This is a genomic window from Ruegeria sp. YTSC002 (assembly GCF_059609845.1).
The window spans coordinates 245,194-263,580 of the sequence record NZ_JBXWML010000004.1; the positions used below are offsets into that span (position 1 = coordinate 245,194).

Below are 18,387 nucleotides of genomic sequence, written 5' to 3' on the forward strand. Positions count from 1 at the left end.
CACATTAACCTTGTTTGATCAACCCTGAGCGCAGGTAACTGTGCCAGGGTTTCTTTATGGTTGAACTTAATCTCCAGGACTTTACAACCGCTGCCCCGATCCCGGCGCCCGGATTTCGCAAACCGCTGGGAACTTGCCTGCTGGAAACCGAGGTCATCACGCGCTCGCAACTGGACCATGCGTTGAGCTTACAGACCAGGCAGAAAGCGCCGCTTGGCGAAATTCTGGTTGGCGAGGGCTATGCCACCAGGCAGGACGTACTGAAGGCCCTATCCACGCAGTTCGGGTGGCAGATCGCAGACCTCGAACAAATTCCACCGATGCCCGGATTGTGCAACCTGAAGCCGGTGGATTTCTGGCTTGAGCACAATGTCATTCCCTGGATGCGCATCGGCCCTCTGGTTTTGGTCGCCACTGCCCGGCCCGATCGTTTTGCAACCGTGGTTGCCGAGATGCAGGATTGCGACTATGCCATCCTGCCGGTTCTTGCGGATTCTCATCAGATCGACCGGGTCATTGCACAGCACTTCTCGCGGACACTTGCAAAAGCGGCCGAAACCCGGGTGAACGCCGCTCAAAGCTGCCGCAACTGGACCGCCGGGCCCCGGCTCGTATCATCTGCAACAACGCTGGGTGTGCTGTTTCTTTTCGCCCTGTTCCCTTCGTTTGGATTGATGGTTTTGTTGGGCGCAGCCCTAGGCAGTTTGGTTCTTTTTGCCGCCTTTCGGATAATTGGCGCGCTGGCCTGTCTCAGCGACCACATGAAAAAGCCGACCGAGCCACCCGAGGCGGCAATCGCACTTCGGCACCCCTGCGTGTCCATCATGGTGCCGCTGTACAAGGAACGAGAAATCGCGAGTGCTCTGGTGCAACGGCTTCAAAGGCTGACCTATCCCAAAGCGCTGCTGGACGTCATTCTCGTGCTTGAGGAAACCGATGACGTGACGCGCGACGCCCTTGCGCGGGTGGCGCTGCCCAGTTGGATGCGTGTTGTTGAAGTCCCGGAACTGAACGGGTTGACCACCAAACCGCGCGCCATGAATTACGCGCTGGATTTTTGTCGTGGTGACATCGTTGGCGTTTGGGATGCCGAAGACGCACCACAGCCAGATCAGATGGAACGTGTCGTTGCGCATTTTACCCAAGCTTCGCCCGAGGTGGTATGCCTGCAAGGTATTTTGGATTACTACAACCCCCGCACGAACTGGCGGTCACGCTGTTTTACCATCGAATACAACAGCTGGTTTCGCGTGATCCTGCCGGGCATCGCACGTATGGGGCTGGTCGTCCCGCTTGGAGGAACGACGTTCTTTTTCCGCCGCGAAAAGCTGTTGGAACTGGGCGGCTGGGACGCCCACAATGTCACCGAAGATGCCGATTTGGGTGTGCGGCTTTGCCGGGCCGGTTATCGGACCGAGATGGTGGATACCACGACATTCGAAGAGGCGAATTTCCGCGCCTGGCCGTGGGTCAAGCAACGCTCACGCTGGCTCAAGGGGTTCATGGTCACCTATCTTGTGCACATGCGCGACCCGCGGAAATTGTATGCTGATTTGGGTGCGGCGAAGTTTTTCGGCCTACAGGCGTTCTTTCTGGGCACTCTGGGTCAGTTCCTGCTGGCCCCTGTTCTATGGATTTTCTGGCTATTCGCCCTGGGCATGCCCAATCCGATGGAGCAAATCCTGCCGCAACAGATCACGACGGCGCTGATCTGCCTGTTTCTGGCAACCGAGGCGCTGAACATATGCGTTGGGGTCATCGCCGTTTCCGCGCGTGAACGTCGGTTTTTGCTGCCGTGGGTCCCGACGATGTGTCTGTATTTCCCTCTGGGGGTGGTTGCCGGTTACAAAGCGCTGTGGGAACTGGCGACAAATCCGTTTTTTTGGGACAAAACCCAACACGGACAGGCCAGCGAAGACGTTCCGCTGGCCTGACGTTCATTTATCGCGACGACTGGCATCCTGTTTCAGACGTGTCATGAAGGCGATTGAAATATGTTCCTTCAGCGCCCGCCCTGCGGCTTCCTCGTCTCGGGCGGCGATGGCCTCGACGATTCCCTTATGCTCACTTTGCGCAATCTCGCCACGCCCCTGAACAGCCAGCGAAGTGGTCGCCATCAAAGCCATGGTCCGATGGACCAGATCAAGCTGCTGAACCAGGTAGCGGTTGTGTGACGCCAGATGAATCTGTTCGTGAAACCGTCGATTGGCGCGCGACAAAGCCGTTGGGTCATCGATCAGCTTGTCGTCTTCGACGACCATGTCCTGAAGAACCTTGATTTCTTCTTCGGTGGCGTGTTTTGCGGCCAGCCGTGCGGCAAGACCTTCAAGTTCCCGGCGCACGATGTAAAGCTCGGCCATCTGGTTGTGGTCCAGAGACGCCACGATCAATGACCTCCCGTCCCGTTCCAGCAAGGATTGGGTTTCCAGGCGTTGCAGCGCTTCACGGATCGGAGTGCGCGACACGCCGAACCGTTCAGCCAGTTCGCTTTCGACCAACCGATCACCGGGCTTGTAGACGCCCACATCGATGGCTTCCAGGATAAGGCTGTAGGCGTCCTTGGTCGGGGATCGGGTCTGGCTCATGGGATCGTTTGTCTCCTCGTTCGGACATGTCTAGCCGTGTCAGGGGGCGGCGATCAAGTACGGCATTGAAAACCGCCCGACTGCGCCCTAAACCCAAGCCATGGTCAAACCTTCCTTTAGTCATGTCACCCAATGGGTGTTCGATCTGGATAACACCCTGTATCCGCCGCAGATGCGGCTGTTCGATCAGATCGAAGTTCTGATGACGGACTATGTGGTGCAAGCCATCGGTGTCGACCGGGCCGAGGCCGACAGGTTACGCGCGCATTACTGGCGCGAATACGGAACCACGCTGGCCGGGTTGATGGCCGAGCATGATCTGGACCCCGACCCTTATCTGCATGCGGTACATCAGGTTGACATGAGCCACATGGACCCGGATGCGGAACTGGCCGACCATATACGCGCCCTTCCAGGTCGGAGGATCGTCTACACCAACGGCAGCGCGCCTTACGCGGAACGTGTATTGGAAGCACGCGGCCTGACAGGCCTGTTCGACGCGATTTACGGTGTCGAACACGCAGGGTATCGACCAAAGCCGGAAAAAGCTGCATTCGAAGCGATCTTTGAAAAGGATGGCCTCCAGACCGAAATGGCGGCCATGTTCGAAGATGACCCACGCAATCTCGCGGCCCCGCACGAGATGGGAATGCGTACGGTGCATGTTGCCCCCGACCCGCATGAAGCCGATCACATTCATCACCATACGGACGATCTGACCGCGTTTTTGGCCCGCCTGCGATAGCCTGTCACAGTGCGACGATCTGCACGTTCCGCACCTGCATCTGCATACCTATATGCGCGTCAGCGACGAACAGATGGAGACCCCGATGAGCGCGATTGACATGCCGCTGCGCCTGCCGATTTGGCAGCGCATTTTCTTTGCAATTCCCGTTTTTGGATGGCTGGCGCGCGACGCGGTCAACGCCAAGTCAGAAGACTTGTATTACACCACCGCTGCGATTTTCAGCATGTGGGGCTGTTCCATCATGTTGTTCGGCCTTCCCGGTCTCTACATCCCTGCCCTTATGATGGTGCCGGTGATGTTTCTGATCCTCGTGCTGATTTCGCGCGGCTGAAATACGGGACAGGATGTCACTTGGCACTCGGGGCAGATCCGAATTAGGTTCTGCCCGGAATGATGAGAGGCGCCATGACCGACAGCTGTGACATCCTGATTTCCGGTGGCGGGATCGCCGGCCTGACCGCTGCGGCGGTATTCGGAACGGCAGGTTTTCAAGTGATCTGCGTTGATCCGAGCCCTCCGATCACCGAGCGGGACGTGGACGGGTCGGACCTGCGCACCACGGCTTTTTTGCAGCCTGCGCGCGGCCTGCTGGAACAATGCGGTCTGTGGGCCAGGCTGGATGCCCACGCGGCTCCGCTGCAAATCATGCGGATCGTTGACGCGGGGGGCGACGTGCCCGAGCCGCGCGTTGTCCGCGACTTCAACGCAGCCGACATTTCTGACCACCCTTTCGGTTGGAACCTGCCCAACTGGTTGCTGCGCCGAGAAATGGTGGCGCGACTGGCTGAATTGCCCAATGTCGATTTCCGCACCGGCACCGGAACCACCAGCCTGTTCACCCGAACCGCCGAGGCCCGCGTGGGCCTGAGCGATGGAAGCCGCGTCCTGTGCAAACTGGTGCTTGCCGCCGATGGTCGCAACTCACCTATGCGCGAGGCCGCCGGAATCAAAGTGCACACGACACGATATGGGCAGAAGGCTCTGGCCTTTGCGGTGACACACCCAATTCCACACGAGAATGTCTCGACCGAGATTCACAGGTCGGGTGGACCGTTCACGCTGGTGCCTCTGCCGGACTGGGAAGGGCAGCCCTCGTCCGCCATCGTCTGGATGGAACGCGGACCGAAAGCCGTTGAACTCCTGAACCTGGAACCCGAGGCATTCGAGGCCGCAATGACCTCTCGGTCCTGCGGTTTGTTCGGCCCGCTGAAACTGGCATCCCGCAGAACGATCTGGCCGATCATCAGCCAATCGGCGGAACGGCTGGCGGGGGAACGCATCGCCCTGATGGCTGAGGCCGCGCATGTGGTGCCACCTATCGGAGCACAGGGATTGAACATGTCGCTGGGCGATCTGCGTTGCCTGCTGGATTTGGCGCAGGCCCGGCCCGAAAGTCTGGGAGACGCACAGATGCTGGACGCCTATCACAAGGCCCGTCACACCGAGGTCGAGATGCGTGTCAAAGGCATTGATCTGCTGAACCGCGCCTCGATGATCGAGGCACGCCCGCTGCGGGATGCACGGGCGATGGGGCTGAGCGCACTTTATTCCCTGCCACCAGTGCGCAAGACGTTGATGCAGATGGGCCTCGGCGTTCACTAAGGCCCGGTCCGCTTACAGAACCTGATCCAGCACTCGTTTCAAACGCGCGATGGTGCCGTCCACGTCGTACAGCTTGTCGAGCCCGAACAGACCCAACCGAAACGTGCTGAACCCTTCTGGCTCATCGCATTGCAACGGGACACCAGCGGCAATCTGCATACCCAGCGCCGCAAATTTCCTGCCGTTCTGAATTTCGGGATCCGAGGTGTAGCTGACCACAACTCCAGGCGCGCCAAAGCCGTCGGCCGCGACCGAAACGACGCCCTTGTCCTTCAGCATCGACCGCACACCGTCACCCAGCGCCCATTGCGCCGCACGCAACTTTTCGAACCCGTATTCACGCGTCTCTGCCATGGTGTCGCGGAAAGCCAGCAAAGCATCGGTCGGCATCGTGGCGTGATAGGCGTGGCCGCCGTTTTCATAGGCTTGCATGATCTGCCGCCATTTCTTCAGATCAATGGCGAAACTGTCGGAACTGGTCTGCTCCAGACGTGCCTCGCCCCGTTCAGACAACATGACCAGACCGGCACATGGCGACGCGCTCCACCCTTTCTGCGGCGCCGAGATCAGAACATCGACACCGGTGGCTTTCATATCCACCCAGGCGCAACCCGACGCAATGCAATCCAACACCATCAATGCACCCACCTCGTGCGCCGCGCTTGCCAGCGCGGTCACATAATCATCCGGCAGAATGACCCCCGCCGAGGTTTCGACATGCGGCGCAAAAACAACGCCGGGCTTTTGTTCGCGAATCGCGGCGACGACCTCTTCGATCGGAGCAGGCGCAAAAGGCGATGGGCTGGCATTGCCAGTCTCTCGCGCTTTCATGACCGTGGTCGAGTTTGTCAGGGAACCGCTCTCAATGATCTGGCTCCACCGGTACGAGAACCATCCGTTGCGAACCACCAGCACATCCGCGCCGCGTGCGAACTGTCGGGCGACCGCTTCCATGGCATAGGTTCCACCGCCGGGAATAACGGCAACGCCATCCGCGTTGTACACGTCTTTCAGCATGTCCGAAATGTCGCGCATCACCTGCTGAAACTTCTGCGACATATGGTTCAACGAACGGTCGGTAAATACGACCGAGAATTCTTCGAGCCCGTCCGGGTCAACGGTTTCCAGCAAGCCTGGCATGGCGCATCCTTTCCAAAGCGTTTTCGAAGTCTTGTCCGCTTTGTCAGTGCGGGTAAAGCCTTTTCGCGGCGAAATTTGACCTGACGTAAAGCTTAACAAACACTTAATTTTTCTCACTTAGTTTCCTGAGAACAGGAAAATGACGCCAACCAGTGTCACTTCCCCTTTACACTTCTACTTGCTTCTGAACAGATGCGCACACTTTATACTTGAAGGGATAGATTCACCCGTGACGATACAAAAGCGGATCAGCTTCCAGTTCGTTCGAGACGAAGTAAAACGACGCATTGAAAGCCGTGTCTGGCCACAAGGATCGCTTTTGCCGACGGAGACCCAGCTGGCAGAGGAGTTCAATTGCGCCCGGGCCACTGTGAACAGAGCCTTGAGAGAACTGGCCGACCAAGGCTTTGTCGAGCGCAAACGCAAAAGCGGCACACGCGTCAAGAAAGAGCCCAGCAAACACGCCAAACTCGAATTGTCACTGGCGCGGCAAGTGGTCGAAAACCAGAATGCAAATTATCGTTATGCGCTTGTTGAAAGACATGTGGTCACCAGCCCTGGATGGCTTTCCTCGCAGATCAACGTGGCACCGGATGCGCGTGTTCTACATGTAATCTGTATGCACTATGCAGACAATCGGCCCTTCCAGATGGAAGAACGGTGGATCAACATCGAGGCTGTTCCAGATGTAGAGGACGCGGACCTGGTCGAACAGGGGCCACACGAGTGGCTGTTGACGGCCGCACCTTTCACCGACGCCGAGGTCGCTTTCTGCGCCATATCCGCAGATGCGCGACTGGCAGAATTCATGGGCACCACGGCGGGAACGTCCATGATTCAAATGGAGCGCACCACCTGGAAAGAAGACAGGCCGCTTACTTTTGCGCGCATGACGCATCATCCGGGCTATTGCATCCGCACCAAATACTGAGCGTTTTCAACCGATCGGTCCAGATAGGCGTTCTTCGCTCAGCAGCACGTTTGCCTCGACATCGCCCGCACCCGGCAATGTCATGATCCGGCGCCGCAATACACGCTCGAAATCGGCCAGGTCTCGGGCCACCACACGCAGTCGATAGTCATACAGTCCAAGCACATGCTCGACTGTCTGCACCTCGGGAATGGCACTGACAGCGCGCTCAAAATCTTCAAGACTGACTTGGCCCTTGCGCCCCAGCTTGATGCCCAGAAAGACGGTAACACCGAACCCCAGCGCTTCGGCATTCAGACGCAGCCGACGGCCCTTGATTATTCCTGCCTCTTCCAACCGGCGAATGCGACGCCACGTGGCGGGTTGGGATAACCCGAACCTGCGCCCCAATGCTCCCGCACTTTGCGTGGAATCCTGTTGCAGTGCGCGAAGAAGACGACGATCAATCTCATCCAGATCGATCATACCGGCAGCACCTCGTCCCGCTTGACCCTCGCGATATGCATCAGGGCCTCGATATCGGCGATGTGAGGCAGGGTCAGAATCCGGTCGCGATAGAGCTGTTGATAGTGCTTCATATCTCTTGCAATGACGGAAAGACGAACATCGACCCGACCCAGAAAGGTCTGGATCTCGATCACCTCTGCCACGTCACGCGCCGACTGCGTGAAATCGTCGAAAGCTCGGGCCTGCGTTTTGTCAAGCGTGATCCGAAGCGAGACCTCGACTGCATATCCCATCGCGGCCCAGTCTATCACGGCCTCCTGCCCTTGGATGATCCCTGCGGCCTGCATCTTTTCGATCCGCCGCCAGCAGACACCCGCGCTGATCCGGCAAAGATCGGCCAGTTCCGCTGTTGTCAGGCTCGGGTCTGCTTGAAAGTGGCGCAGAATGCGTCGATCAATATCATCAAGCATGATTTTTTTATTTTCTCCTGTTATCGCGAATTATTCTTCATCTTTTTTGCAAATACTCAAGCCCAACCCTATCGCCATTGGGCGAACAGGCAGATACAACCGCCGCAACCTAACCAGAAAGGACCGGCGAAATGCGCGTCTATTACGATCGCGATTGCGATATCAACCTGATCAAAGACAAGAAAGTTGCCATTCTCGGCTATGGCTCGCAAGGTCACGCTCACGCGCTGAACCTGCGCGACTCGGGCGCAAAGAACCTGGTCGTCGCCCTGCGCGAAGGATCGCCTTCCGCCAAGAAGGCCGAAGCCGAAGGTTTGCAAGTCATGGGCATCGCCGAAGCGGCGGCCTGGTGTGACGTGATCATGTTCACCATGCCCGACGAGCTTCAGGCCGAGACCTACAAAAAATACGTCCACGACAACATCAAGCCCGGTGCGGCCATCGCGTTTGCCCACGGCCTGAACGTACATTTCGGCCTGATCGAGCCGAAAGACGGCGTCGACGTCATCATGATGGCCCCCAAGGGCCCCGGCCACACCGTGCGCGGCGAATACACCAAGGGCGGCGGCGTGCCCTGCCTGGTCGCTGTCCACAACGATGCAACCGGCAAAGCGCTGGAAATCGGCTTGTCCTACTGCTCGGCCATCGGCGGCGGCCGCTCGGGCATCATCGAAACCAACTTCCGTGAAGAATGTGAAACCGACCTGTTCGGCGAACAGGCCGTTCTGTGCGGTGGTCTGGTCGAACTGATCCGCTGCGGCTTTGAAACTCTGGTCGAAGCCGGTTACGCCCCTGAAATGGCCTATTTCGAGTGTCTGCACGAAGTGAAACTGATCGTCGATCTGATCTACGAAGGCGGCATCGCCAACATGGATTACTCGATCTCGAACACCGCCGAATACGGCCAGTACGTCACCGGACCGCGTATCCTGAAATACGACGAGACCAAAGCGCGTATGAAAGAGGTCCTGAACGACATCCAGCAGGGTAAATTCGTTCGTGACTTCATGCTGGAAAACGCCGTAGGCCAGCCGACCATCAAAGCGGCGCGCCGTGCCAATGACGAGCATATGATCGAGGAAACCGGCGCCAAGCTGCGCGGCATGATGCCGTGGATCTCGGCCGGAAAGATGGTCGACAAAGAAAAGAACTAAGCCTGACCTTAGTCAGCATAAGGGCGGCCACGGCGGTCGCCCTTTTTCGTTTGCACAAAAAAGTGGCGCGGCACATAAACGCCCGATCAGACCAATCTATTTCGCGAACTTGCGCTTCCCGACAGGACAAACCAATGGTGCAACAGCCGACAAGACAGGACTGGAGCGGCGTCTTCACGCTGGGCCTGATCTGGGGCGCGACCTTCATGGTCGTCACCATGGCGCTGGAAGGCTATGGGCCGATCACGGTCGCCACCTCACGAACCACGCTGGGCGCTGTTACCCTGTTGCTGATGATGACGGTGACCGGTCGCAAGCTGCCGGTTCTGACGCCGGCGCTGAGTGTTTCGATTGTCCTTATCGGCGTGCTGTCTACTGCCGTACCCTTCATGCTGCTCAGCTGGGGGCAGCAATTCGTGCCATCAGCCTTTGCGGGGCTGTCCATGGCCGCCATTCCGCTGATGGTATTGCCACTTGCGCATTTCTTTTCTGACGAGCCGCTCAATCTACGTCGCCTGCTGGGCGTGTGTCTGGGCTTCTCGGGAGCTTTGGTATTGATCGGCCCCGGTCTGGCACAGCTTGGCCAAGGGGCCGAGCCTCTGGCCCAATTGGCCTGTATCACTGCCGCATTGAGCTATGCGTCTTCGTCGATTTTGACCCGTCGCTGTCCGCCTGTCGACCCGTTGGCGCTTGCTGCGCTGACCCTGCTGGTTGGGGCTGCGTTGTTGGTGCCCATCATGCTGATGACCGAAGGCTTGCCCAAATGGCAAGGCACGCGCCCCACACTTGCTCTGATCGTGCTGGGCTTGGTGCCAACGGCGTTCGCCACCCTGCTGCGCGTGTCCATCACCCGCAGCGCAGGTTCCGTGTTTCTGACACTGGTGAACTATCAGGTGCCCATTTGGTCAATGGTATTCGGCGCCTGGATTCTGTCCGAGGCCCTGCCCCTGCGCTTTTTCATCGCCCTTGCGCTGATCCTGACAGGCATGGCCATCAGTCAATGGTTCAGCCTGCGCAAGGTTCTGTTCGGGCACTAGCTTGTGGCGGCCTCGACCTCGGCGACGATGCTGTCAACGACTTGGGTCAGCAACCCATCATCTTCGCATTCAGCCATCACGCGGATCAACGGTTCGGTCCCGGATTTGCGGATCAACAACCGGCCCTGCCCATTCAACCGTGCCTCGGCATCGGCAATGGCCGCCTGTACACTTTGCACCTCCAACGGGGTTTGATCGCTGGAATAACGTACATTCTTCAGCAACTGCGGCACGGTTTCGAATTGTTTGGACAGATCCGACGCCTTGCGCCCCGACAGAACCATTTCCGCCAGGAAATGCAGGCCAGCCATCAACCCGTCACCGGTGGTAGCATAATCGCTCATCACGATATGGCCGGACTGTTCCCCGCCAAGGTTGAACCCACCTTCACGCATCCGTTCGACCACGTAGCGATCGCCGACGGCCGTTCGCTCGAGGCGCAAACCCTGCGCTGTCAGGTGGCGTTCCAGACCCAGGTTGGACATGACGGTCGCGACCAGAGCGTCGCCCTTCAACTGGCCCGATTTCTTCCATGCCGTCGCCAGCAAAGCCATAAGCTGATCGCCGTCAGCCACCTGGCCGGTTTCGTCGACCACAACCACCCTGTCCGCGTCGCCATCCAGACAAATACCCACGTCGGCACCATGCGCGACAACGGTTTCAGCGGCCAGTTGAGGCTTGGTCGATCCGCAGTTGAGATTGATGTTCTTGCCGTTGGGCGCGATTCCCACGGGGATCACTTCTGCGCCCAGCTCCCACAGAACTTCCGGCGCGGTGCGGTGGGCTGCGCCGTTTGCACAATCGATCACCACTTTCAAACCATCCAGACTCACGTTCCGCGGCAACGACGATTTTACACGTTCACCATAGCGAAACCGGGCGTCATCAACCCGGCGCGCCCGGCCGATATTCTGCGCCTGGGCGGGTCTGACGCCTTCGTCGATCAGCTTTTCGATCTCGACCTCGGCCTGATCGGACAGTTTGTAGCCGTCGGGCCCAAAGAACTTGATCCCGTTGTCTTCGGCAGGGTTGTGGCTGGCCGAGATCATGACGCCCAGATCAGCCCGCATGGACCGGGTCATGAGACCAACGGCGGGTGTCGGAACGGGCCCCAGCAGCAACACATTCATTCCCGTGGACGTCAAACCGGCCGTCAGCGCGTTTTCCAGCATATAGCCGGACAGGCGCGTATCCTTACCGATGACAACCCGGTGCACCCCTGTCGCGTCGCGTCGGAAATACCGCCCGACCGCAGCCCCGATGCGCAACGCCATCTCTGCCGTCATCGGATGCGTGTTGGCGGTGCCCCGCACCCCGTCGGTTCCGAACAGCTTGCGCATAGGTGTCACTCCGTGATTTGTCGTGCGACCGGATTACCGGACAGCAGCCCATAGGCGCAAGGCCTGAGAGGTCTCGGCCACGTCATGAACGCGAATGATCTGCACGCCCTGAGACAATCCCGCCAGAGCCACCGCAATTGATCCCGGCGCGCGGGCAGTCTTGCAAGGCTCTTTTCCGATGGTACCAATAAAGCCCTTGCGCGACACGCCCAACAGGATCGGGCAGCCCAATCCGTGGAACAGGCTGATATTGCGCAGAAGGGTCAAATTGTGATCCTCGGTCTTCCCGAACCCGATCCCGGGATCCACGACGATCTGATCGCGGCTCAGGCCAAGACGTTCCAGCAGCGCAATCTGGCCTTCGAGAAAATCGTAAACATCCAGCAGAACATTGTCGTACCGCGGATTGATCTGCATCGTCGCCGGATCACCCTGCATGTGCATGACACAGACAGGCACACCCTGCGCGGCACAGAACGGCGCCAATTCGGGATCGAAGGTGAAGCCCGAGACATCGTTGACCAAACCTGCCCCTGCCTCGCAGGCAGCCTTGGCGACATCTGCCTTGCGTGTATCGATGGAAATCAATGCGCCTGTTTCCGACCGGATCGCTTCGATCAACGGACGGGTTCGGGCGATTTCTTCCTCGGCCGGGACAAAATCCGCACCCGGACGGGTGGACTCTCCGCCGATATCCAGAATCGCGGCACCCTGCGCCACCATATTCACCGCAGCCTCGCGAGCAGCATCTACCGAGCTGTGAACACCGCCATCCGAGAAGCTGTCCGGCGTGGCATTCAGAATCCCCATGATATGAGGCACCTGCATATCAAGGCCCGCCATGTCAGCCCGCGGTTGGCTCAAACGGCTCAGGTGATCTGACGGAACGTCCGAGGCCGCGACGATTTCAGGTTCAGATCCGCGCCGCAGGGCCTCGACATGGGTGAACCAAAGGGGTTGCCCCGCCAGCGGCACAGCGCCTGCGGGACGGGTCGCTCCATGCTGGACTAGTGGTCTGAAATAGGTTCTCACAGCTGGGCCTGATCCACCGCAACAGCGCGCAAGGGCGTTTTGGGTTCCGTCGGCAATGCGCCGCCGATCACCATCATTTCGCTCGCTTCAAAGGTCGCCGCGAACCATGCAGCCAGCGCCACGGCATCCGACGGGGCGGCAGACGGGCCGTCAACGGCGTCCAGTACGATCTTGGATGGCGCCCAGACACAGATCTGGCCATTCTTCATCGCCCAATCCAATTCGGTCCGCGTTGAGACTACCACACAGCGATGATCCCGTGCCGCCAGAACCCAGGCATTCTGTTCAATTGCCAACAGGTCAATTCGGCGTTGTGTCATCGCATGACCCGTTTGCGGAGCCGCCAGTTCCGACGCCCCGACACACAGGATCAGCGGGCGCTGGCGGTTCTCCAACTGATCGATCCAACCCTTCAGGTTTTCCGAGGCGATGGCGTCATTCGACAGGAAGACAAGGCGGGGATGCGGGCGTTCTTCTTCGGCCACCTCATGATGGACCGAGTCTTTTCCGCGCACGATCTCAACCCCCAACGCACCCGGGCCTCGATCCAGTTTTTCGATGCGGACAAAGACCCTTACAGCCTGAGGCTCAAGCAGTATGCGTTCCGCAACGCGTTCGGCCAATGTCTCAAGCAGGTTCAGGCGTTCGGCCGCCAGCTCATAGGCGATGGATTCCGTTACCCGGTCATATGACAGGATGCGATCCACATCATCATCAATCGGGTCCGTCAGAGGCCGGACTTCGACCACGATGTTGAAACAGATCCGCTGGGTTGTTCCCCGCTCGGCCTGGAAGGCACCGATTTCGACTTCGACGATATGGTCGCGCAACGAAATACGATCCAACGGCCCCCGAGGAGACGTCGCCTCGGACCGTTCGGACGGGTGTGCGAATGCCAGACGGATTTCAGAACTCATGGGTCAGGCCTTTTCGGGCTCGTTTCAAAGTTCGCCCACTATAGGCGTTGCGAGGGCCTATAGCATTCAAACAAGCGCCATTCCAACCGCCGAATGCGGCGTCACGAGACCCGAAACCAGCTCATCATCCCGGACGCGGCGTGCCCCAGCATATGGCAATGCAGCAACCAGTTCCCCGGATTGTCCGCGAGCAATGCGATTTGGCGTGTCTGTCCCCGCCCGACCAGAACGGTATCACGCCAGGGGCCAAGAGAACCATCACCCAGGATCAATCGGAAGTGATGCCCGTGCAGATGCATCGCGTGCGCAAACGCGGATTCATTCACGAACTCGATCCTGTGCAAACTGCCGACGGCTGCATCCAGAAAAGGGTCTTCGGGGCGCTCGGCGTACCCGTTCAGTGCCCAGAACTTGCCCAACTGCGCCAACTCGCGGCCAGACAGTTCCGTTTCACCCAGCCGGGCACTTTCCAGCCAGCGCATTGCACCACCATGCAGACGCATCTGGTGCGTTTGTGCTTCTTGAATATTTCCGATCTCAGGAAAGGGGTTAGGCGGCAATGCTGACACGCCCTGCCTGCGCGCCCCGGCAGCGGTTCCACCGACTTCGAACCGCGCCAGCCCATAGGAGCCATCTCTTTCGACACTGACCAGGCTTGCCGTTTCATCCTCGGTGATGACATCCAAAATCAGGTCCGCGCGCTGCGCAGGTGCCAGCGGGAAAGAGCCCGACAGCCTCAGTGGTGTTTCCAAGGGCATTCCATCCAAGGCAACGATCCACCCCGCAAGACCATCAAGATCCAGATCAAATATCCGGGCATTGGAGGCGTTGACCAATCGCAGTCGCAGTCGCTCGTTTCTTCGCACCGCAAACGCAGGATCGAATGATCCGTTGACGGTCAGGATGTTTCCAAGCCGGCCTGCATGGCTCAGATCATGGCCATTGTCGAAATCATCCGTTATCTGCGCGGTCTCAGGGTTCAACCGCCAATCATCCAACATCAGCACCAGATCCTGATCGACATCCGGTGCCGTGGCCTCTGCGACGATCAGCGGCCCGTAAAGCCCGCGGGCCACCTGTTCCATCGACCGATTGTGCGCGTGGTACCAATAGGTGCCCGCATCCGGGGCAACGAAGTCATAGTCGAAAGAACTGCCCGGTGCGACGGCATCCTGCGTCAGACCGGGTACACCGTCCATGGCGTTGTCAATGCGGATCCCGTGCCAGTGGACCGATGTTGGTTGCGGAAGGTCATTCACCAGTTTGCGCTGAACGCGTGCGCCCTGTTCGACCCTTAGGACCGTTCCGGGGACAGTGTCACCGTAACTCCAGACCGTTGTGTCAGGAAACCCTTCGGGTGCAACGCGCTGCCGGCTCAGATGCGCCTTGAGCGGCGGATAACCGGCGCGGGCCGCGACCGGCAGAATTGTGGCGGCGGCGGCTGTTTTCAGAATGTGTCGTCGAGTGAAAAGCATTACGGGCCTCCTGGGCCCGCAATATAGACTGCAACCTGCCGCGCGCCACCAAGCTTCCAGCGCGGGTGCGTCAATCAGTTGCTCGCTGTCCGATAGTTGTGGCGGTAGAAAATGTGCACACCGATCCGCGCGGTCTGTTTATAGACCCGCGACCAAGATGGCCGAACCGCCGTCGTGTGGTAGTGGGTCGCCCCTTCGGTCAGCTCTTGGCCAATACCATCAATGGCTGCCCGAGCGACCTTGGATACGCGCTCATAAGCCTTCTTCTCGTGGATGACCTCTTTGCGACCGTCACATGTATAGGTGAACTGGCACTGGTATTTCTTGCCGGTGCCCTGGCGGATCACACCACACAGAGAGCTTGGAAAGCGGCTGCTTTTGACCCGGTTCAAGATGACCTCGGCCACCGCAAACTGGCCACGCACGCTTTCGCCACGGGCTTCGAAGTACAATGCCTCGGACAGGCACTTCCAGTTTTCGTCACCGGTTGCCTTGGGTTGCTGGTCAAGCCAGTCCTTGGAGTATGTTACTTCAACTGGTTTGGCCGCCTTACGCGGTTGGAACAGTTTGAAATAGTCGCGAAAGCTTTGCGCCGGCAATTCGCTGCGGGCGACAAGCTCTTTCTTTGCAGTATCAATTGCTTCCCTCTCGGCGAAGGACGCACTGGGCAGCACGGTTGCCGCCATTGTGGCAACAGCCATTATGTAACGTAGCATCAGATAACCTCGCACAGGCACTTCACGCGCCATACCCTCCCCCGGCGGGCGCGACGAGGCATTTAGCGCAATCGAGCGCAAAGGTCCAGTCTTTCGGAAAATGCAAGTGGAATCTTGCCCGTAGCGAAGATAAATTTCGCCTACGAGTGTCCAGATAACCCACTAATCCTTGGGTTTTCAGGCCCTGTCAACCCCCAAGTCTGGAGGAAATCGCCAGTTGAGCGGCAGCCAGCCGAGCGACCGGAACCCGGAACGGCGAACACGAAACATAGTCGAACCCCAAATCCCTGCAAATGGCGATTGATTCGGGGTTTCCGCCGTGTTCTCCGCAAACAGACAGGGTCACATCCGGTTTCGCGGCTCGTCCCCGCTCGGCTCCCAGCTTCAGCAGTTCCCCGACCCCATCCGGATCAAGAACGTGGAACGGATCTTCGCCGAAGACACCCTGGCGAACATAGGCGGACATGAAACGGCCGGCATCGTCGCGGGACAGACCATAGGTCATCTGCGTCAGGTCATTCGTTCCGAAACTCATGAACGCGGTCTGCGGGGCGATCTCTTCTGCGCGCAGACAGGCGCGCGGGGTTTCGACCATCACACCCAGCCGATATTCAAACTCCTGCCCGCGTTCTGACGCGACCGCCGCCGCCACCGTATCGATGCGGGACTTGACCAGTTCGACCTCTCGTTTCGCGGATACCAGCGGTATCATCACTTCGGGCACGACGGGGGCGCCGTTCTTTCTGGCATCCAGCGTGGCTTCGAAGATCGCCCGCGCCTGCATGTCATAGATTTCGGGAACGGTCACGCCCAGACGAACACCGCGCAGGCCCAGCATCGGATTGTATTCCGTCATCGCATCAACCCGACGCTCGACATCGGAAACCGGCAAATCCAGCGCCTCGGCCAATTCCCGTTGGCCGCTGCGTGTGGTTGGCAGGAATTCGTGCAAGGGCGGGTCGAACAGGCGAATGCAGACGGGCTGCCCTTCCATGATTCTGAACAGCTGAACAAAGTCTTCACGCTGCATCGGAAGCAAACGTTCCAGCACAGCCGCCCTGCCCGAAGACGTTTGCGCAAAAATCATCTCGCGCATCACGATCAGGCGACCGGGTTCAAAGAACATATGCTCTGTCCGGCACAAGCCGATCCCTTGCGCCTGAAAATTGCGCGCCGTTTGCGCATCGGCCGGTGTGTCGGCATTGGCGCGGATGTCAATATCACGCTCGGCATCGGCCCACGCCATCAAGGTCTGAAAACAATCATCCAACGCGGCCTCAAGCATGGCGGGCTGCCCTGCCAGCACCTGACCGGAACTGCCATCGATGGTCAGAATATCGCCGGTCTTGAAAACTCGACCATCGGGTGCGGTCAGCATCTTCTTTTTGGTCTGGAACCGCATGTCTGAGGCACCAACGATACAGGGCAAGCCAAGTCCACGGCCAATCACGGCGGCGTGGCTGGTCATCCCGCCTTTTTCCGTCAGAACCGCAACGGCCGCATGCATCCCGCGCACATCCTCGGGCGAGGTTTCGCGGCGGACCAGAACGCAGGCCTCGCCGCGCGCGGCACTGGCCTGCGCTTCTGCGGATGTAAACACGATCTTTCCCGTTGAAGCGCCCGGGCTGGCACCGATGGCCGTCGTCAGCACGTCACGCCGCGCTTCCGGATGGACCTGCCGGTGCAAAAGTTCATTCAGCGCGTGGGGGTCCACGCGCATCACCGCCTCTTGCGGCGGTATGATCCCGTCTTCGGCCAGACGAACGGCGATCCGCATCGCCGCGCGCGACGTTCTCTGAACCCGGACGCCGTCCAGAATATGCACGTTGCCGTTTTGAATGACGAACTCGACCTGCATTTCTTCGCGCAGTTTTTCACGCATCAGCGCAGCTTGTTGCTTCAACTCGGCAAAGGCTTTGGGTGCGACTTCTTCAAGCGACGGTCCACGCGGGTCTTTTTCAAGAAACAGCGCCGCCACATCTTCGCCCAGCGCATCACGGCCCTGGCTCTGGCTCAGGTAGCGCCCCGTGATCTGCGGCATTCCTGTGGTCGAGTCGACCAGTTGAAGCACACCTGATCCGCATTCACCCTGCCCGACCCCCGGGATCATCTCTTGAATGACAAGCCCAAGACCGGCATCTGCCGGGGCGCCCTTGGCCTGCCGCAACAGCCGAGCGGATGTCCCGTCCCATGCGCGGGCCATCGAGCGCAAAACACCGATCAGCTGTTCACCGCGGTCCTGCGGAAAGGCTTCGTCCGTTTCATCTTCGTACGCGCGCAGGGAATGGCGCAGACCTTCGCTGCCATCCATGTCGATGTCATCGAACACGTCCGCGTCCAGCCGCGCCACGTGGATCGCATAGCTTTGAACGAACCTGAGATACAGCGCTGCAGCGGCCTCTGCCCCCATCGTATCGGACAGGTCCACATAGCGTGCATCATTCATGCCAATGTTCAGAACCGCACCGGGCCCGCCCCAGTCGGGATCTTCGGAACTTGGTCGGACGCACAGCAAGGTCGCCGGATCGAATTGCTCAAGGATCGCGTCAAGGTTCGGAACTTCGCCTTCCGCAATCTGATGGACCGCATCAAACGACAACGCGACGGTCCGGGGCACCGGCAGGTCCAGTCGAACCAGTCGTTGCAGACACTTGGCCCGCCCGCCATGGGTATGGGCCGTGACCGGAGCATCGGGCGTAATGAGCGTGGTATGCGGATTATTCTGCACTGCAGCACCTTTTGATTTGCGTGCAGCATAAGCGCTTGCGCCCTTCGTGCAAGGGCGTTGTGGGC

General features: G+C 59.1%; 17 protein-coding genes. 7 read left to right on the forward strand and 10 right to left on the reverse strand.

Annotated features, from left to right (window positions below; genetic code table 11):
• Window positions 1–56 precede the first annotated feature (56 nt).
• Window positions 57–1,934: a glycosyltransferase gene (locus AC2FFD_RS10765; RefSeq protein ID WP_496873051.1), complete on the forward strand. Its 1,878-nt coding sequence runs from the start codon at window positions 57–59 to the stop codon at window positions 1,932–1,934.
• Between the two features lie 3 nt (window positions 1,935–1,937).
• On the opposite strand, the gene AC2FFD_RS10770 is transcribed toward AC2FFD_RS10765, so the two are convergent.
• On the reverse strand, window positions 1,938–2,585 hold the full coding sequence (locus AC2FFD_RS10770; RefSeq protein ID WP_117869320.1) for a GntR family transcriptional regulator: 648 nt from the start codon (window positions 2,583–2,585) through the stop codon (window positions 1,938–1,940).
• A gap of 100 nt (window positions 2,586–2,685) precedes the next feature.
• Between AC2FFD_RS10770 and AC2FFD_RS10775 the strand changes: the two genes are divergently transcribed.
• The 3 genes from AC2FFD_RS10775 (at window position 2,686) to AC2FFD_RS10785 (ending at window position 4,935) form a co-directional block, all read left to right on the forward strand.
• Window positions 2,686–3,330, forward strand: a complete 645-nt coding sequence (locus AC2FFD_RS10775) for a pyrimidine 5'-nucleotidase (RefSeq protein WP_170346615.1) — start codon at window positions 2,686–2,688, stop codon at window positions 3,328–3,330.
• Between the two features lie 85 nt (window positions 3,331–3,415).
• Window positions 3,416–3,664, forward strand: a complete 249-nt coding sequence (locus AC2FFD_RS10780) for a hypothetical protein (protein WP_496873052.1) — start codon at window positions 3,416–3,418, stop codon at window positions 3,662–3,664.
• Between the two features lie 74 nt (window positions 3,665–3,738).
• Entirely contained in the window at window positions 3,739–4,935 is a 1,197-nt protein-coding gene (locus AC2FFD_RS10785; protein WP_496873053.1) for a UbiH/UbiF family hydroxylase, read from the forward strand.
• 12 nt (window positions 4,936–4,947) lie between these two features.
• Here AC2FFD_RS10785 and AC2FFD_RS10790 read toward each other — a convergent pair whose 3' ends face one another.
• Complete coding sequence (locus AC2FFD_RS10790; RefSeq protein WP_496873054.1) at window positions 4,948–6,075, reverse strand: aminotransferase class V-fold PLP-dependent enzyme; 1,128 nt, start codon at window positions 6,073–6,075, stop codon at window positions 4,948–4,950.
• Window positions 6,076–6,304: 229 nt separating this feature from the next.
• On the opposite strand from AC2FFD_RS10790, the gene hutC reads away from it, so the two are divergent.
• On the forward strand, window positions 6,305–7,006 hold the full coding sequence (gene hutC / locus AC2FFD_RS10795; RefSeq protein ID WP_496873055.1) for a histidine utilization transcriptional repressor HutC: 702 nt from the start codon (window positions 6,305–6,307) through the stop codon (window positions 7,004–7,006).
• 6 nt (window positions 7,007–7,012) lie between these two features.
• Here the strand turns inward: hutC and AC2FFD_RS10800 are convergent, their stop codons facing one another.
• Together AC2FFD_RS10800 and AC2FFD_RS10805 are read right to left on the reverse strand one after the other, a co-directional pair.
• Window positions 7,013–7,471, reverse strand: coding sequence for an Lrp/AsnC family transcriptional regulator (locus AC2FFD_RS10800; protein WP_496873056.1), 459 nt, complete (start codon window positions 7,469–7,471; stop codon window positions 7,013–7,015).
• On the reverse strand, window positions 7,468–7,923 hold the full coding sequence (locus AC2FFD_RS10805; protein ID WP_496873057.1) for an Lrp/AsnC family transcriptional regulator: 456 nt from the start codon (window positions 7,921–7,923) through the stop codon (window positions 7,468–7,470). Before AC2FFD_RS10805 ends, AC2FFD_RS10800 begins: the two co-directional genes overlap by 4 nt.
• A 131-nt stretch (window positions 7,924–8,054) precedes the next feature.
• On the opposite strand from AC2FFD_RS10805, the gene ilvC reads away from it, so the two are divergent.
• Both ilvC and AC2FFD_RS10815 read left to right on the forward strand, forming a co-directional pair.
• Window positions 8,055–9,077 carry a ketol-acid reductoisomerase gene (gene ilvC, locus AC2FFD_RS10810; protein ID WP_170346608.1) on the forward strand — a complete coding sequence of 341 codons (1,023 nt, stop codon included), beginning with the start codon at window positions 8,055–8,057 and terminating at the stop codon, window positions 9,075–9,077.
• A 134-nt stretch (window positions 9,078–9,211) separates the two neighbouring features.
• Complete coding sequence (locus AC2FFD_RS10815; protein ID WP_496873058.1) at window positions 9,212–10,114, forward strand: DMT family transporter; 903 nt, start codon at window positions 9,212–9,214, stop codon at window positions 10,112–10,114.
• On the opposite strand, the gene glmM is transcribed toward AC2FFD_RS10815, so the two are convergent.
• The 6 genes from glmM to AC2FFD_RS10845 all read right to left on the reverse strand — a co-directional run bounded on the left by glmM (window position 10,111) and on the right by AC2FFD_RS10845 (window position 18,322).
• Complete coding sequence (gene glmM, locus AC2FFD_RS10820) at window positions 10,111–11,454, reverse strand: phosphoglucosamine mutase (protein ID WP_257600487.1); 1,344 nt, start codon at window positions 11,452–11,454, stop codon at window positions 10,111–10,113. The two genes, AC2FFD_RS10815 and glmM, sit on opposite strands and share 4 nt — an antisense overlap.
• A 33-nt stretch (window positions 11,455–11,487) precedes the next feature.
• Window positions 11,488–12,486 (reverse strand): dihydropteroate synthase, encoded by a 999-nt coding sequence (gene folP, locus AC2FFD_RS10825; RefSeq protein ID WP_496873059.1) that lies wholly within the window; start codon window positions 12,484–12,486, stop codon window positions 11,488–11,490.
• Window positions 12,483–13,403, reverse strand: coding sequence for a dihydroneopterin aldolase (locus AC2FFD_RS10830; protein WP_170346604.1), 921 nt, complete (start codon window positions 13,401–13,403; stop codon window positions 12,483–12,485). Before AC2FFD_RS10830 ends, folP begins: the two co-directional genes overlap by 4 nt.
• A 101-nt stretch (window positions 13,404–13,504) precedes the next feature.
• Window positions 13,505–14,878 (reverse strand): multicopper oxidase family protein, encoded by a 1,374-nt coding sequence (locus AC2FFD_RS10835; protein WP_496873060.1) that lies wholly within the window; start codon window positions 14,876–14,878, stop codon window positions 13,505–13,507.
• A gap of 74 nt (window positions 14,879–14,952) precedes the next feature.
• Window positions 14,953–15,594, reverse strand: coding sequence for a cell wall hydrolase (locus AC2FFD_RS10840; protein WP_170346602.1), 642 nt, complete (start codon window positions 15,592–15,594; stop codon window positions 14,953–14,955).
• 187 nt (window positions 15,595–15,781) lie between these two features.
• Window positions 15,782–18,322, reverse strand: a complete 2,541-nt coding sequence (locus AC2FFD_RS10845; RefSeq protein WP_425078043.1) for a putative PEP-binding protein — start codon at window positions 18,320–18,322, stop codon at window positions 15,782–15,784.
• Between the last annotated feature and the right edge of the window lie 65 nt (window positions 18,323–18,387).

What these genes read in the sequence shown, in the direction of transcription:
- AC2FFD_RS10765 (WP_496873051.1), top strand. Translation starts at nt 57, where the DNA reads ATGGTTGAACTTAATCTCCAGGACTTTACAACCGCTGCCCCGATCCCG.
- AC2FFD_RS10770 (WP_117869320.1), bottom strand. Translation starts at nt 2,585, where the DNA reads ATGAGCCAGACCCGATCCCCGACCAAGGACGCCTACAGCCTTATCCTG.
- AC2FFD_RS10775 (WP_170346615.1), top strand. Translation starts at nt 2,686, where the DNA reads ATGGTCAAACCTTCCTTTAGTCATGTCACCCAATGGGTGTTCGATCTG.
- AC2FFD_RS10780 (WP_496873052.1), top strand. Translation starts at nt 3,416, where the DNA reads ATGAGCGCGATTGACATGCCGCTGCGCCTGCCGATTTGGCAGCGCATT.
- AC2FFD_RS10785 (WP_496873053.1), top strand. Translation starts at nt 3,739, where the DNA reads ATGACCGACAGCTGTGACATCCTGATTTCCGGTGGCGGGATCGCCGGC.
- AC2FFD_RS10790 (WP_496873054.1), bottom strand. Translation starts at nt 6,075, where the DNA reads ATGCCAGGCTTGCTGGAAACCGTTGACCCGGACGGGCTCGAAGAATTC.
- AC2FFD_RS10800 (WP_496873056.1), bottom strand. Translation starts at nt 7,471, where the DNA reads ATGATCGATCTGGATGAGATTGATCGTCGTCTTCTTCGCGCACTGCAA.
- AC2FFD_RS10805 (WP_496873057.1), bottom strand. Translation starts at nt 7,923, where the DNA reads ATGCTTGATGATATTGATCGACGCATTCTGCGCCACTTTCAAGCAGAC.
- ilvC (WP_170346608.1), top strand. Translation starts at nt 8,055, where the DNA reads ATGCGCGTCTATTACGATCGCGATTGCGATATCAACCTGATCAAAGAC.
- AC2FFD_RS10815 (WP_496873058.1), top strand. Translation starts at nt 9,212, where the DNA reads ATGGTGCAACAGCCGACAAGACAGGACTGGAGCGGCGTCTTCACGCTG.
- glmM (WP_257600487.1), bottom strand. Translation starts at nt 11,454, where the DNA reads ATGCGCAAGCTGTTCGGAACCGACGGGGTGCGGGGCACCGCCAACACG.
- AC2FFD_RS10830 (WP_170346604.1), bottom strand. Translation starts at nt 13,403, where the DNA reads ATGAGTTCTGAAATCCGTCTGGCATTCGCACACCCGTCCGAACGGTCC.
- AC2FFD_RS10835 (WP_496873060.1), bottom strand. Translation starts at nt 14,878, where the DNA reads ATGCTTTTCACTCGACGACACATTCTGAAAACAGCCGCCGCCGCCACA.
- AC2FFD_RS10840 (WP_170346602.1), bottom strand. Translation starts at nt 15,594, where the DNA reads ATGCTACGTTACATAATGGCTGTTGCCACAATGGCGGCAACCGTGCTG.